The 15,463-nt window shown below is 68.8% G+C and carries 8 protein-coding genes; all 8 read left to right on the top strand.

What is annotated here, in order from left to right; genetic code table 11:
- The first annotated feature begins 292 nt into the window (after positions 1 to 292).
- The 8 genes from F5X71_RS01040 (at position 293) to F5X71_RS01075 (ending at position 15,427) form a co-directional block, all read left to right on the top strand.
- Entirely contained in the window at positions 293 to 1,300 is a 1,008-nt protein-coding gene (locus F5X71_RS01040; protein WP_167460249.1) for an alpha/beta hydrolase, read from the top strand.
- A gap of 328 nt (positions 1,301 to 1,628) precedes the next feature.
- Positions 1,629 to 3,416, top strand: coding sequence for an alpha/beta hydrolase-fold protein (locus F5X71_RS01045; protein ID WP_167466092.1), 1,788 nt, complete (start codon positions 1,629 to 1,631; stop codon positions 3,414 to 3,416).
- 101 nt (positions 3,417 to 3,517) lie between these two features.
- Positions 3,518 to 4,057, top strand: a complete 540-nt coding sequence (locus tag F5X71_RS01050) for a DUF732 domain-containing protein (RefSeq protein ID WP_238815665.1) — start codon at positions 3,518 to 3,520, stop codon at positions 4,055 to 4,057.
- The gene (locus tag F5X71_RS01055) at positions 4,054 to 5,040 is read left to right on the top strand and encodes a cutinase family protein (protein ID WP_167460250.1); all 987 of its coding nucleotides are present in this window, start codon (positions 4,054 to 4,056) and stop codon (positions 5,038 to 5,040) included. Before F5X71_RS01050 ends, F5X71_RS01055 begins: the two co-directional genes overlap by 4 nt.
- A 189-nt stretch (positions 5,041 to 5,229) precedes the next feature.
- Entirely contained in the window at positions 5,230 to 6,249 is a 1,020-nt protein-coding gene (locus F5X71_RS01060) for an LLM class F420-dependent oxidoreductase (RefSeq protein WP_167460251.1), read from the top strand.
- Positions 6,250 to 6,444: 195 nt separating this feature from the next.
- Entirely contained in the window at positions 6,445 to 8,361 is a 1,917-nt protein-coding gene (fadD32, locus tag F5X71_RS01065; protein WP_167460252.1) for a long-chain-fatty-acid--AMP ligase FadD32, read from the top strand.
- Positions 8,362 to 8,504: 143 nt separating this feature from the next.
- Positions 8,505 to 13,886, top strand: coding sequence for a polyketide synthase Pks13 (pks13, locus tag F5X71_RS01070; RefSeq protein WP_167460253.1), 5,382 nt, complete (start codon positions 8,505 to 8,507; stop codon positions 13,884 to 13,886).
- Positions 13,883 to 15,427, top strand: coding sequence for an acyl-CoA carboxylase subunit beta (locus F5X71_RS01075; RefSeq protein ID WP_167460254.1), 1,545 nt, complete (start codon positions 13,883 to 13,885; stop codon positions 15,425 to 15,427). The genes pks13 and F5X71_RS01075 overlap by 4 nt, the downstream gene beginning before the upstream one ends.
- Positions 15,428 to 15,463: the final 36 nt, after the last annotated feature.

A 15,463-nucleotide genomic window follows, 5' to 3' on the forward strand; every position in this document is an offset into this window, starting at 1 on the left:
CGCGATAGGGTCACCGCACCATCACAGATTGTGTACGGGCGGATTTCGGCCACCTGGTTGCCTCGGCCTTGCTAAGGCTTCGAGCGTCGAATATCGTCCAGCGAGCGCAAGTGTGACCAGATCGTTGTAGCGCGGTCGCCCGTGCCGGAAAGTCGGGGTCCGGTGTGGCGCGGCGTGCGTCTCGTTGGCAGCACTGGTGTGGTTGCGCCCCTCGGGTCGCCGACCGCACCACAACAGGCAGAAAAGCAGAAAGAGAGCAGGATTCATGCGTTTCGGCAGGGCGGCCGCGCCGATGAGAACCGAGTCGGGCCGGCGCGGTGCACCTCGTAGTTGGCGCCAACGAATTCTGGCCATCGGTGCCGCCGCGCTGGCGCTACCGATCGCCGCCGGTGTGGCGGCCCCGATCGCCACGGCGGCGCCGGCGCACGCACCGGTATTGCGTGCCCCCGCAGGCGGCTTCGAAGATCTGATGGTCCCGTCCAGCATGGGCCCGATCAAGGTCCAGGTGCAGTGGGCCGCGCGCGGCGGCAACGCGGCGCTCTACCTGCTCGACGGACTCCGGGCGCGCGACGATCGCAACGCCTGGTCGTTCGAGACGAACGCGCTGCAGCAGTTCGCCAACGACAACATCACCCTGGTCATGCCGGTCGGCGGCCAGTCCAGCTTCTACACGGACTGGTACGCGCCGAGCAACACCAACGGCCAGAAGACCACCTACAAGTGGGAAACCTTCCTGACCAAGGAACTGCCCGCCTTCCTCGAGGGCTACGGCGTCTCGCGCACCAACAACGCGGTGGCCGGCCTGTCGATGGGTGGCAGTGGCGCGCTGGCGCTGGCCGCCTACCACCGCGACCAGTTCAAGTTCGCCGCCTCCTACTCGGGCTACCTGAACATCTCCGCGCCCGGCATGCGTGAGGCGATCCGCATCGCGATGCTCGACGCGGGCCGGTTCAACGTCGACTCGATGGCCGCGCCGTGGAGCCCCGCGTGGCTGCGGATGGACCCGTTCGTGTTCGCGCCGCAGCTCAAGGGCCTGCCGATGTACATCTCGGCGGCCAGCGGCCTGCCGGGCCAGTACGACAACCCGAACTCCGCGGTCGGCGTGTTCAACACCGGTAACGCGATGGCGCTCGAGGCGCTGTCACTGGTGAACACCCGTGCGTTCCAGGCTCGCCTGGCCTCGCTCGGCATCCCGGCCCGGTTCGACTTCCCGGCCACCGGCACCCACTCGTGGAAGTACTGGGAGGGCCAGCTGTTCGCCTCCCGCAACCAGATCCTGGACGCCACCGGCGCCTGGTGACCTGTTGACCGACCACTCGGGCCGCACCTTCGGGTGCGGCCCGAGTTGCTTTTCGGGACAGGTGGTTTCGCCGCGGGCACGGCGAGGTATCTAGGTACTCACACCAACAGTTGTCCCGGTAGACCGCTCCGGCGCTGTCACTTTCGTCGCGGAAAGTGGCAGCGCCTGATGCGGTTCGGCAGTGTCGTCCTGCGCGTGTCTCCCCGAAACCTGGCCGCTACGGGGGTAGAAAGCTTTTGTGGCAGGGATTCGGCGCGGCAGATGGGGACGACGCGAGCGTCGCGGCACGCGTCCGGCGCGCGTGCGGTCGGTGCTGCTCGCCACCGCCATGGTCATCCCGCTCGCCGCGGGCGCCGCGCCCGCGGTCGCCCAGCCCGCGCCCGCCCCCGCGGTGGACCCCGCGCCCGCGGCCACCGTGCAGCAGGTGATCTGGCTGACCGACCGCCGGGTCGCGTTATGGGTCAACTCGCCGTCGATGGCCGCCCCCATTCAGGTGCAATTGCTGCTGGCCCGGGACTGGGCCACCCGCCCCGACGCACGGTTCCCGGTGCTGTACATGCTCGATGGCCTGCGCGCCACCGACGACGAGAGCGGCTGGACCAAGGATGCGGGCGCCGTCGATTTCTTCTCGGACAAGAACGTCACCGTCGTGCTGCCGATCGGTGGCCAGTCCAGCTTCTACTCGGACTGGTTGCAGCCCAACAACGGTAAGACCTACAAGTGGGAAACCTTCCTGACCAAGGAATTGCCCCCGCTGCTCGAGGGTCAGTGGCGGGCCACGGACGTCCGTGGCATGGAAGGACTTTCGATGGGTGGCACCGCGGCGATGTTCCTGGCCGCGCGCAACCCGGGCTTCGTCAAGTACGCCGCCTCCTACTCCGGCTTCCTCACCACGACCACCATCGGCATGCCGCAGGCCATCCAGTTCGCCATGCGCGACGCGGGCGGCTACGACGTCGGCGCCATGTGGGGGCCGCCGAGCAGCCCGGAGTGGGCCGCGCACGACCCGTACACCCAGGCCGAAAAGCTGAAGGGCATCTCGCTTTACGTCTCCAGCGGCAGCGGTGCCACCGGTCCGTTCGATCAGGCATCGGCCATCCCCGGCGTGAGCACCAACTACGCGGGCATGGGTCTGGAGATCCTGTCCCGGCTCACCTCGCAGAACTTCGTCACCAAGCTGGGCAGGCTGGCGATTCCCGCGCAGGTGAATTACCGCGCGTCCGGCACACATTCGTGGCCCTACTGGGATTTCGAGATGCGTCAGTCCTGGGCGCAGGCCGCCAACGCGCTCGGCGTCGACGCGGGCAAGGCCGCGTGCGGTGTCGGTGGCTCGATCGCGCCGGTGGCCGCGGCGAACGCCTGGCTCGGCGAGTGCCAGTCCCCGGAGTATCCGGTGGCAGGCGGTGTGGCACAGGACTTCCGGTCCGGCCGCGTCTACTTCTCCCCGGCCGACGGCGCGCATCCGGTCGGCGGCATGATCGGCGGCGGTTACCAGGCCGCGCAGGGGCCGGCCGGTCCGCTCGGCCTGCCGACCGGTGACGAACGCGGGCTCCCGGACGGCCGGGGCCGGATGCAGTCGTTCCAGCACGGCGCGCTCTACTGGACCCCGCAGACCGGCGCCCAGGTGGTGCGCGGCGCGATCCTCGACGAGTGGGGCAGGCAGGGTTACGAGGGTGGCCCAGCGGGTTACCCGATCGCGCCGGAGGTCAAGACGCCGAACCGGGACGGCGCGGTGCAGGCCTTCGAGCACGGCCCGTTCTACTACAGCGCCAAGACCGGAGTGCACCGGGTGCAGGGCCTGATCTTGGACAAGTTCGCCCAAATGGGTTACGAGAACAGCTGGCTCGGCTTCCCGGCCACCGAGGAGCAGCCGTTGAAGGATCTCGGCCGCTACACCCGGTTCGAGGGCGGCAACATCTACTGGAGCCCGCTCTCCGGTGCCTGGGCCGTGAAGAACGGTCCGCTCATGGACGCCTGGCAGGTGCTCGGCTACGAGAACGGCAAACTCGGGTATCCGATCAGCGACGAGTTCCCCGTCCCCGGCGGCGTGCAGCAGAATTTCCAGGCCGGATACATCGTCGTGAAGGACGGCAAGCCGGAGGTGCACGGCCTTTAGTGCAGACCGGTCTGTTTGTTGACTGTCCGCGCTTCTCGCCGACTTTCCTTTAGCCTGGTGGGCGACCTCCCCCGTTTGCGAACAGATCGAGGACAGAATTCATGCAGAGGACCCGTGGCAAGGTATTCGGCGTTGTCGTGGCGATCGCCGCGACCGGCTTGCTCGCCGCCTGTGGTGGCAACGATTCCACCGCGTCGAGCACGCCGACGCTGACCCGCACCACGGCGGCAACGCAGCCGCCCGCCTCGTCCACCCCCGGTGACAACGCGTCGCAGGCGCCGGCTCCCGCCCCGGCCCCGGCGCCCGAACCCGAGCAGGCACCCGCTCCCTCGGTCGCCCCAGAGCGGCCGGAGCCGATCGAGTCCGCGCCGCCCGCGGACACCTCGAAGCTCACCGACAAGGACAAGAAGTACCTCGACGCGCTCAAGCAGCAGGGCGTGACGCCGTCCACCCCGGACATCGCGCTCAGCGTCGCGGGCTACGTCTGCCAGGGCATCGCCTCCGGCGCGTCCGACCAAGACCTCATGACCTTCGTGACCGCGATGGCCGGTTCCGATCCGTCCTTCGATCCGGCCAAGATGCCGGTGGAGAAGGCCGGGCAGATCTACGTCAACGCCGCTAAGCAGTCGTACTGCCAGTGAGTCCCCGCCGCGCGACGACATCCCGCCGGTCTCGGCCTGCGGGATGCCTGCTGCTGATCGCGATCCCGGTGCTGATCATCATCGTGGTGCTGCTGCTGTGGTACCTGCTCGCCGGACCGCTGCGGCCGCCCAAGCCGGGGCCCAAGCCGCCGGAGGAACCCACCTCCCAGCCGGCCGACTGCCCGGACGTGCAGATGATCTCGGTGCCCGGTACCTGGGAGTCCAGCAGCAACGATGACCCGTACAACCCGACGGCGAACCCGAACTCGTTGATGCTCAACATCTCCGCGCCGGTGGCGCAGCGGTTCCCGAAGGAGCGGCTCGACGTCTACACCGTCCCCTACGTCGCGCAGTTCTCCAATCCAATCGCGATTCCGCCGGACGGGCAGCAGTCCTACAACAACAGCCGGACCGAGGGCACGCAGAACATGATCTCGGCGATGCGGGCGACCGCGAGCCGGTGTCCGCTGACCTCCTACGTGATCGCCGGGTTCTCCCAGGGCGCGGTCATCGCCGGCGATGTCGCCAACCAGATCGCCGCGGGCAATGGCCCGGTCCCGGCGAAGCGGGTGCTCGGTGTCACGCTGATCTCCGACGGCCGCCGCACCGGCGACACCGGGCCGGGCCAGGCGGTGCAGATCGGCGCGGTGCCCGCCGGCGTCGGCGCCGAGGTCGCGTTGAAGGGACTGAATGTGCCCGGTATCACGATGACCGGTCCGCGCCCCGGTGGCTTCGGCGAGCTGGCCGAGCGGACGTTCACCATCTGCGCGCAGGGCGATCTGATCTGTGACGCACCGCGAGAGGCGTTGAGCCCGTGGAACATCATGGGCAGCGTCGGCGCGCTGGTGCGCGCGGCGGGCAATCCGGTGCACGCGCTGTACAACGGATTCGTCGTCGACGACAACGGCACCACCTCCACCCAGTGGACCGTGAACTGGGCGAACGGTCTCATCGATGGCGCACCGCACCCGCCGCACTCGTGAGATCTCACAGGGCTTGCTCCGGCGCATGCCCAGTACACCCAGTAGTGCCGGAGCAAGCGCGCGTCCGGCCCGCCGCGACGCTGTAAAGTGCGCTGGTGATCGCGACGCGGGTAACCCTTACCGAGTGTTAGGTATGGATAGTCCCGCACTGTCGCGCCCGGATTTCCTTACAGCCAGGAGCATGAGTTCATGACAGAAGCCGCCGCCCCGGCCGCTGAGTTGACCGCGCTGGGTACGCCGCCGCGCAGCTTCCGCTTCGCGGCAGCTGGTGAGGGAAACAAACAAGAAGGTGGCGCGCGCAAGTTCATCCAGACGGCGCAGCAGGCCGAGGAGTACGGCTTCGACAGTTTCGTCGTGCCCGACCACCTCGGCGACCAGATCGGCCCGATCGCCGCGCTCGGCGCGCTGACCCAGGCCACCGAACGGATCCGGCTCGGAACCTCGGTGCTGGCCAACGGCTTCCGCAACCCGGTGGTGCTGGCCAAGGATCTGGCCACCATCGACGTGCTGTCCAAGGGTCGGCTCGAGGTCGGCCTCGGCGCCGGCTGGAAGCAGGACGAGTTCGCCGCCGCGGGCATTCCGTACGAGACGCCCGGCGTCCGCCTCGAGAAGCTGGACGAGGCGCTGACCATTCTCGACGTGCTGCTGCGCGGGCAGGAGTGCACCTTCGAGGGCAAGCACTACCAGGTGCACGGCATCAAGGGCACGCCGCGGCCGCGTCAGGGCCCGCGCCCGCCGATCTGTACCGGCGGCGGTGGCCCGAAGATGTTGCGCCTGGCCGCCAAGCACGCCGACATCATCTCCGTCGTCCCGGTGACCACCAAGCACGGTAAAGGCCTCTTGTCGGGCATCACCATGGCGAAGACGATCGAGAAGGTGAACCTGATCCGCGAGGCCGCCGGTGATCGGTTCGCCGATATCGAGCTGAACTGGGCCATCACCGCGATCGTCATCACCGACGATCGCGAGAAGACCGCGGAGATGGCACTTTCCGCGATCGACCGGGGCCTGCACCCGGATCTCGAGGTGGACGTGAAGCTTTCGGTCGAGGAGATCCTCGAGTCGCCCTACGTCGCCATCGGGACGTTCGAGGAAATCGCCGAGCAGATCCGGCGTGTGCGCCAACTCACCTCGATGTCGTATGTCGGGGTGTTTCCCACCCAAATGGACGCATTCGCCCCCGTCATTCCCTTGCTGCGGGACGAGTGACCGGGCGTTCTCTGTAACATAACCCTGGTTTGAGTACATCTAGCCGATAGCGGTCACCGCGCAGACCGCCCAGAATCTGCGGGCTGGTTCGCCACACACGTGGGAGCAGTCGGCGGGCGAAAGCGAGTCGGGGCCTCACAGGTAACAGCGGCGTAGTCGCCGTCTTGCTGCGTGTGCCTCGGAGGAGAAGAAGGAATGGAAGAGACTTTCGACGACTACCTGGACGAGACCGGGAACATCCGAATTCCCGAGGATCACACCCTGGTCGATCACGTCGAGAAGCACACCCGGAACGACGCGAACACTCTGGCGTACCGCTACATCGATTACTCGCGTGAGCGTGATGGTGAGGCCCAGGAACTGACGTGGCGTGAGTTCGGCATTCGGCTGCGCGCGGTGGCCGCTCGACTGCAGCAGGTGACCAACCCGGGTGACCGGGTCGCGATCCTGGCGCCGCAGGGCCTGGATTACGTGGTCTCCTTCTTCGCCGCGATCTACGCGGGCACCATCTCGGTGCCGCTGTTCGACCCGGACGAGCCCGGTCACACCGACCGCCTGCACGCCGTGCTCGGCGACTGCGAGCCCGCCGCCATCCTCACCGCGAGCTCCTCCGCGGCGGGTGTGCGGCAGTTCTTCCGTTCGCTGCCCGCCGCCCAGCGCCCGCGCATCATCGCGGTGGACGCGATTCCGGACAGCGTCGGCGAGGGCTGGGTGCGCCCGGACATCGCCATCGACGACATCGCCTACCTGCAGTACACCTCGGGTTCGACCCGGACCCCCGCCGGTGTGGAGATCACCCACCGCGCGGTCGGCACCAACCTGCTGCAGATGGTCAATTCGATCAACCTGGACTGGAACTCGCGCGGTGTCACCTGGCTGCCCCTGTTCCACGACATGGGCCTGCTCACGGTGATCCTGCCCGCGGTCGGCGGCAAGTTCATCACCATCATGTCGCCGAGCGCGTTCGTGCGACGCCCGTACCGCTGGATCAAGGAACTCGCCGCGCAGTCCGACGGCGCCGGAACCTTCGCCGCGGCACCGAATTTCGCGTTCGAGCACGCCGCGGCGCGTGGCCTGCCGAAGAATGGCGAGTCGCTGGATCTGTCCAACGTGATCGGCCTGATCAACGGCAGCGAGCCGGTGACCACCTCCTCGATGAAGAAGTTCAACGAGGCCTTCGCGCCCTACGGCCTACCCAAGACGGCGATCAAGCCGTGCTACGGCATGGCCGAGGCGACGCTGTTCGTCTCGGCGACCAAGGCCGAGGACGAGGCCAAGGTCACCTGGGTCGATCGCAACGAGCTCAACGCGGGCCGCATGGTCAAGGTCGATCCGGCCGCGGACAACGCCATCGCGCAGGTCTCCTGCGGGTACGTCGCGCTGTCGCAGTGGGCGGTGATCGTCGATCCGGAAACCGTCGAGGCCGACGGCGGCCGGGAACTGCCCGACGGCCGGGTCGGTGAGATCTGGTTGCACGGCAACAACATGGGCATCGGCTACTGGGGACGCCCGGACGAGACCGCGGCCACCTTCCAGAACAAGGTGCCCCACCGCCTCGCCGAGGGCAGCCACGCCGAGGGCACCGAGCCCGACGCCAACTGGATGCGCACCGGCGACTACGGCGTGTACCTCGACGGCGAGCTCTACATCACCGGCCGGGTCAAGGACCTGGTGATCGTCGACGGACGCAACCACTACCCGCAGGACCTCGAGTTCTCCGCGCAGGAGGCATCCAAGGCGCTGCGCCCCGGTTTCGTCGCCGCGTTCTCGGTGCCCGCGAACCAGCTGCCCGCCCTCGTCTTCGACCAGGGCAGCCACTCGGGCCTGAAGTTCGACGCCGACGACGGCTCCGAGCAGCTGGTGATCGTCGCCGAACGCGGCCCAGGGGCGGGCAAGGCCGATCCGCTGCCGATCGCCGACGAGGTGCGGGCCGCGGTGGCCGCGCGCCACGGTGTCACCGTTCGTGACGTACTGCTGGTTCCCGCGGGCTCGATCCCGCGTACCTCCAGCGGCAAGATCGCCCGGCGCGCCTGCAAGGCCGCCTATCTGGAGGGAACACTGCGGGGTGGTTACACCCAGCAGGCATTCCCCGATGCACCCGAGGAAGAATGACGGTAGTTCCCGCCTCGATCAGGTCGGAACAGTGGTTGTCTGGCTCGCCACTCGGTTCCGGCCTGTGCCGGAACGACACCGAGTGATCCGGGCCGTCAATCCCCGCCGCGCAACCGCACGCAGACAGGTAGCTTGAGGAATTGATGGCCGACAACGAGTCCACCCAGACGACCGATCTCTCGCCAGCCGACCCGGCGGCCGACCAGGCCCCGGCGACGGTGCACGCTGCCGCCACCGCGGCAACCGGTGCCGATCGGTCCGACATGACGGTTGCCGAACTGCGCGACTGGCTGCGCAACTGGGTCGCCGACGCCACCGGGCAGCCGGTCGAGCAGATCAGCGTCGACCGGCCGATGGAGGAGTTCGGGCTGGCCTCGCGTGACGCCATCGCGCTCGTCGGCGACATCGAGGAACTGACCGGCGTCGTGCTCACCGCGACCGCCTACTTCCAGCACCCGACCATCGCCTCGCTGGCCGAGCTGGTCATCTACGGCGAGCCGGAACCGGCCGAGGAGGAGTCCAGCGACGCCTTCTATACCTCGGGTGGCACCACCGGCGAGGCGCACGACATCGCCATCATCGGCCTGTCGACGCGGCTGCCAGGTGCGGGCGACACCCCGGAGTCGACCTGGGAGTTCCTCATCGGCCGCGGCGACGCGATCCGGGAACTGCCGCAGGGCCGGTGGGAGGAGTTCACCAGCAACCCCGCGGCCGCCAAGGCGATCGCGGAGGGCAACACCCTCGGCGGCTATCTCGACCAGGACGTGATCAAGGGCTTCGACGCGGAGTTCTTCGCGATGTCGCCGATCGAGGTGGAGCGGGTCGACCCGCAGCAGCGCCTGATGATGGAGCTGACCTGGGAAGCGTTGGAGCACGCCAGGATTCCCGCGAGCGAGCTCAAGGGCGCGCCCGTCGGCATGTTCATCGGCTCGTCCACCAGCGACTTCATGCTGATCGCCGCCCTCGGCCTCGGCGTGGACCAGGGACCGAACGTGCCGGCCACCGCGCAGGCCTACGGCATCAGCGGCAGCTCGAACGGCATCATCGCGAACCGGGTCTCCTACTTCTACGACTTCCGCGGCCCCTCGGTCACGGTCGACACCGCGTGCTCGTCCACCATCGTCGCGGTGCACCAGGCCGTGCGCGCGCTGCGTACGGGCGAGGCCGACGTCGCCCTGGCCGGCGGCGTGAACATGATCCTGGCGCCGATGGCGACCCTCGGCTTCGACATGGGCGGCGGCGTCGCGAAGAACGGGCGCGTCAAGGCGTTCTCCTCCGATGCCGACGGCATGGTCCGCTCGGAGGGCGCGGGGCTGTTCGTGCTCAAGCGCCTGGCCGACGCCGAGCGCGACGGCGACCGAATCATGGCCGTCATCAAGGGATCCGCGGTCAACAGCGACGGACGGTCCAACGGCCTCTACGCGCCGAACCCCGACGCCCAGGCCGACGTGCTGCGGCGCGCGTACCGGGACGCGGGCATCGTGCCGTCCACTGTCGACTACATCGAGGCGCACGGCACCGGCACCCCGCTCGGCGATCCGATCGAGGCCGACGCGCTGGGCAAGGTCGTCGGCCGCGGCCGCGACGAGGACAAGCCGGTTCTGCTCGGTTCGGCCAAGACCAACTTCGGCCACCTGGAGTCCGCCGCGGGTGCGGCGAGCCTGGCCAAGGTCCTGATGGCGCTGCAGCACAACGTGGTGCCGCCCAACATCAACTACGCGGGCCCGAACCCGTACATCCCGTTCGATCAGGCGCGGTTGAAGGTGGTCGAGGAGCCGACCGAATTCCCGCGCTACAGCGGCAAGGCCACCATCGGCATCTCCGGCTTCGGCTTCGGCGGCACCAACGCCCATGTCGTGGTGCAGGAATACGTCCCGGCCGCCGCCGAGGAGGCCGCGGTACCCGAGGCCGAGACCCCCGCCGCCGCGATCGATACCGCGGCCGCGGCACAGGACGCCGAGCTCGCGGACGAGTCGACCGATGTGATCGCGGAGGCGGACGCGGTGCTCGCCGACGCCGAGCCGGTCGCCGAACCTGTTGCGCCCGTTGCGGAATGGACCGAAGCGCGGACCGAACCGCTGCCGGTGATCCTGCCGATCTCCGGCTACCTGCCCTCGCGCCGCCGCCGGGCCGCCGCCGAGCTGGCCGACTGGCTGGAATCCGAAGCGGGACGCGATGTTTCGCTGACGGACGTGGGGCGGTCGCTGGCCAAGCGCAGCCACTGGCGTTCGCGCGGTGTGGTGCTCGCCAAGACCCACGAGGAGGCCGTCGCCGGCCTGCGCGCCATCGCCGCGGGCAAGCCGGGCAACGGTGTGTTCACCGCCGACGCGCCCGCCACCATGGGTGCGGTCTGGGTGCTCTCCGGCTTCGGCGCGCAGCACCGGAAGATGGGCAAGGCGCTCTACCTGGAGAACTCGATCTTCGCCAAGGCCGTCGACGAGGTCGACGAGCTGGTGCAGGACGAGGCCGGGTACTCGATCCGGGACATGTTCCTCGACGACAGCCAGGACTACAACGTCGGCACCTCGCAGGTCGGCATCTTCACCATTCAGATCGGCCTGGCCGCGCTGCTGCGCGCGCACGGCGCCGAGCCCGACGCGGTGGTCGGCCATTCGATGGGCGAGGTCGCCGAGGCCTACATCGCCGGCGGCCTGCCGCTCGAGGACGCGGTCCGGGTGATCTGCGCGCGCTCGCGCCTGATGCTCGAGGGCGAGCAGATGCTCACCGACGACGACGTGCGCAACATGGCGCTGATCGAATACAGCGCCGAGGACGTCGAGCAGCTGCTCACCGAATTCCCCGACGTCGAGGTCGGCGTGTACGCCGCCCCGACGAACACGGTGATCGGCGGCCCGCGCGAGCAGGTCGAGGCGATCGTGGCGCGGGTCGAGGCGGCGGGCAAGTTCGCCAGGATCCTGCAGACCCGCGGCGCGGGCCACACCTCGCAGATGGACCCGCTGCTCGGCGAGCTGGCCGCGGAGCTGGCCGGCATCGAGCCGACCAAGCTGAAGACCGGCCTCTACTCCACGGTGCACAAGGGCGAGTTCTACCGGCCCGGCAACGACCCGATCCACACCGAGGACTACTGGGTCAAGAACATGCGCGGCAGCGTGTACTTCACCAACGCGGTGCGGCTCGCGGTCGACGCGGGGCACACCACGTTCCTGGAGCTCGCGCCGAACTCCGTCGCGTTGATGCAGGTGCTCGGCACCACCTTCGCGGCGGGCCTGCACGACGCCCAGCTCATCCCGACGCTCAAGCGCAAGGAAGACGAGGCGGCGGGCGTGCTCGGCGCCATCGCCCAGCTGTACGTGCACGGGCACAAGGTCGACCTGCCGTCGCTGCTGCCGCGTGGCGAGTACGCCGACATTCCGCGAACCACGTTCGTGCGCAAGGAATTCTGGCCGAAGGTCTCGCTGGCCGCGACCGGTGCCGCCGGCGCGCCCGGTGCGCACGTTGCGCTGCCGGACGGCAGGCACGCCTGGGAGGTCCAGGCGGGCTCCGCCGGTGACCTCACCGAGCTGGTGCGGGCCGCCGCGGCCCAGGTGCTCAGCGATGTGACGCTCGGCGCCTCGATCGTGCACGCGAGCGCACCCGCCGCGGGCACCATCACCACGACGCTGACCCCGCATCCCGGCGGCGCGTCGGTGCAGGTGCACGCCAAGGAGGGCGCGAGCTTCCGGCTGCTGCTCGACGCCGTGGTCACCTCCGGTGCACCGCTGCCCGAATCCGTTGTGGCCGAGCCGGTTCCGGCCACCACGGCGGTGCAGCCCGCGGCGGGCGCCGAGCTCGAGGTGGTCGAGACCTTCGGTGACCGCTGGGATCCCGAGGGCAACCAGAAGCTCGAGGATCGGCTGGCGCTCATCGTCGCCGAGTCCATGGGCTACGCGGTCGAGGATCTCCCGATGGAGATCCCGCTGATGGAGCTCGGCCTGGACTCGCTGATGGCGATGCGCATCAAGAACCGCGTCGAATACGAATTCGACATCCCGCAGCTGCAGATCCAGGCGGTGCGCGATGCCAACCTCAACGAGGTCGGCAAGGTGCTGCGCTACGCGGTCGAGCACCGCGAGGAGATGCAGGCGGTCGCCGCGAAACAGGCCGCTGGCGAAGAGATCACCGTCGACGCCGGCTTCATCGAGGCCGCGCGTGCCGCCGTCGCCGCGGGCGAGGACCCGGCCGCGATCGCCGCTGCCGCCGCGAATACCGCCGCCCCCGAGGATGTTTCGGCGGATGCGGAGGCTGTCGTCGAGACCGCTGCCGCGCCTACCGAAGCCGCCGCGCCGGTCGACGCGGCCCCTGCCGCACCGGCGGAACCCGCGGTGGCCGAACCGGTTTCGCCTGCCGCCGCGCCCGCGCCTGCCGCCGCGCCCGCGCCTGCCGCCGCGCCCGCGCCTGCTGCCGCCGCGGTCTTCGGCGGACAGCAGAGTGCCGACGAGGACGACGTGCCGCCGCGCGACGCCGCCGAGCGACTGACCTTCGCCACCTGGGCGGTCGTCACCGGCAAGTCCGCGGGAGGCATCTTCAACACCCTGCCGATCCTCGAGGAAGAGGTCGCCGAGAAGCTGGCGGCCCGGCTCACCGAGCGGGTCAAGGCCGAGGTCACCGTCGACGATGTGCTCGACTGCGAGACCATCGAGCAGCTGGCGGACATCGTGCGCAATCTGCAGGACAGCGGCGCGGACGTGGACGGGTTCATCCGGCCGCTGCGAGCGCGGCCCGAGAGCTCGAATGCGGTGCCGGTCTTCGTGTTCCACCCCGCCGGTGGCAATACGCTGGTGTACGAACCGCTGTTGAAGCGGCTGCCCGCCGACACCCCGATGTACGGCTTCGAGCGAGTCGAGGGCTCGATCGAGGAACGCGCTCGGCAGTACGCCCCGGAACTCCGCAAGCTGCAGGGTGACGGACCGTTCGTGCTCTACGGCTGGTCGCTTGGCGCGGTGCTGGCGATGGCCTGCGCGCAGCTCCTGCGCGCCGACGGCGCGGACGTGCGGGTGGTCGGTTTGATCGACCTCGCGATTCCGGCCGAGCCCGAGGACAACAGCCCCGAGGAGCGGGTGCGGCGGATCGAGCGTTACCAGGCCTTCGCGAAGAAGACCTATGGCGTCGACGGGGAGCTCCCGCCCGAGCAGGTGCAGGAGCTGGCCGCGGCCTCCGATGAAGAGCAGTTCAAGATGATCTCGGAACTGGTCAAGTTCAGCGGAGCAAAGATCCCCGGTGGCGTGCTCGAACACCAGAAGACCTCATGGATCGAAAACCGTGCGCTGCAACAGGTCCAGCCGACACACTACGACGGTGACGTCGTGCTCTACCTCGCCGACCGCTACCACGACGGCGCGATCGAGTTGGAGCCGCGCTACGCCGACCGTAAGCCGAACGGCGGGTGGGACGAATACCTGTCGCACCTGGAGATCGTGCACATTCCCGGTGACCACCTGCAGATCATCGACGAGCCCCGGATCGGAAAGATCGGAGCCGACCTCGCCGCAAAGCTCGCCGCGATCGATGTGAAAGGGGCTCAGTGACTACAACTGCCGAGAAGCTCGCCGACCTGCGCCAAAGGCTTGACCTAGCGCAGGAACCGGCGGGTGAAGCGGGGGTGGCCAAGCGGGCGAAGAAGGGAATTCCCAGCGCCCGCGAACGGATCAACATGCTGCTCGATCCGGGCACCTTCGTGGAAATCGGTGCGCTGGTGCGTAAGCCGGGTGATCCGACGGCGCTGTACGGCGACGGCGTTGTCACCGGGCACGGTTTGGTCGATGGCAGGCCGGTGGCGGTGTTCTCCCATGATCAGACCGTTTACGGCGGGTCGGTCGGCGAGATGTTCGGCCGCAAGGTCGCCGGGATCATGGAGTACGCGGCCAAGGTGGGCTGTCCGGTGGTCGGCATCAACGACTCCGGTGGCGCCCGGGTGCAGGAGGCGGTGACCTCGCTGGCCTGGTACGCGGAGCTGGGGCGCAGGCAGGAGCCGCTATCGGGGCTGGTGCCGCAGATCTCGATGATCCTCGGCAAGTGCGCGGGCGGCGCGGTGTACGCCCCGATCAACACCGACGTGGTGGTGGCGACCGAAGAGGCGTACATGTTCGTCACCGGTCCCAAGGTGATTCGTGAGGTCACCGGCGAGGACGTGAGCCTCGAGGAACTCGGCGGCGCGCAGAGCCAGGCCGAGTACGGCAACATCCACCATGTCGCGCCGGACGAGAAGGCCGCCTTCGCGTGGGTGCGCGAGTATCTGAGCTTCCTGCCGACGAGTTGTCAGGAGCTCGCGCCGATCGTGAATCCGGGCCTGGAACCGGAAGTCACCGACACCGACCTGGAACTGAATTCCCTTGTGCCGGACTCGGATAACGCCGCGTACGACATGCACGAGGTGCTGCTGCGGATCTTCGACGACGGCGCGTTCCACGAGATCGGCGCCTCGGCCGGGCGCAATATCATCACCGGCTTCGCCAGGGTGGACGGCCGCAGTGTGGGTGTGGTCGCCAACCAGCCGATGGTGTACGCCGGGGCGCTGGACGCCCGCGCCTCCGACAAGGCGGCGCATTTCGTGCGGTTGTGCGACGCGTTCGAGATTCCGCTGGTCTTCGTGGTGGATACGCCCGGCTTCCTGCCCGGTGTGGAGCAGGAGAAGATCGGCGTGATCAAGCGCGGCGGCCGGTTCCTGTTCTCCTTCGTCGAGGCGACCGTGCCGAAAGTGACTGTGGTCATTCGCAAGTCGTACGGCGGCGGCTACGCGGTGATGGGCTCCAAGCAGCTCGGTGCCGATGTCAACCTGGCCTGGCCGACGGCGCGGATCGCGGTGATGGGCGCCGAGAGCGCGGTGAGTCTGATCGGCGGCAGGCAGATCGAGGCCGCGCCGGAGGATCAGCGCGCGGCCGTGCGCCAGCAGATGATCGACTTCTACAACGCCACCATGGCCACGCCGTGGGTGGCCGCCGAGCGCGGCTACATCGACGCGGTGATCGAGCCATCGAGCACCCGGCTCGAGCTGCGCCGCGCGTTGCAGCTGCTGCGGGACAAGACCCAGGCGCGCAACCCGCGCAAGCACCACCTGCTGCCGCTCTAGCGCCTGCGGGAATCGGGCCACATCCGTTGTGACGCA

The organism is Nocardia brasiliensis (assembly GCF_011801125.1).
Lineage (GTDB): Bacteria > Actinomycetota > Actinomycetes > Mycobacteriales > Mycobacteriaceae > Nocardia > Nocardia brasiliensis_C.

Coding starts and splice junctions, on each gene's coding strand:
- F5X71_RS01040 (WP_167460249.1), top strand. CDS start 293: ATGAGAACCGAGTCGGGCCGGCGCGGTGCACCTCGTAGTTGGCGCCAA.
- F5X71_RS01045 (WP_167466092.1), top strand. CDS start 1,629: ATGGTCATCCCGCTCGCCGCGGGCGCCGCGCCCGCGGTCGCCCAGCCC.
- F5X71_RS01050 (WP_238815665.1), top strand. CDS start 3,518: ATGCAGAGGACCCGTGGCAAGGTATTCGGCGTTGTCGTGGCGATCGCC.
- F5X71_RS01060 (WP_167460251.1), top strand. CDS start 5,230: ATGACAGAAGCCGCCGCCCCGGCCGCTGAGTTGACCGCGCTGGGTACG.
- fadD32 (WP_167460252.1), top strand. CDS start 6,445: ATGGAAGAGACTTTCGACGACTACCTGGACGAGACCGGGAACATCCGA.
- pks13 (WP_167460253.1), top strand. CDS start 8,505: ATGGCCGACAACGAGTCCACCCAGACGACCGATCTCTCGCCAGCCGAC.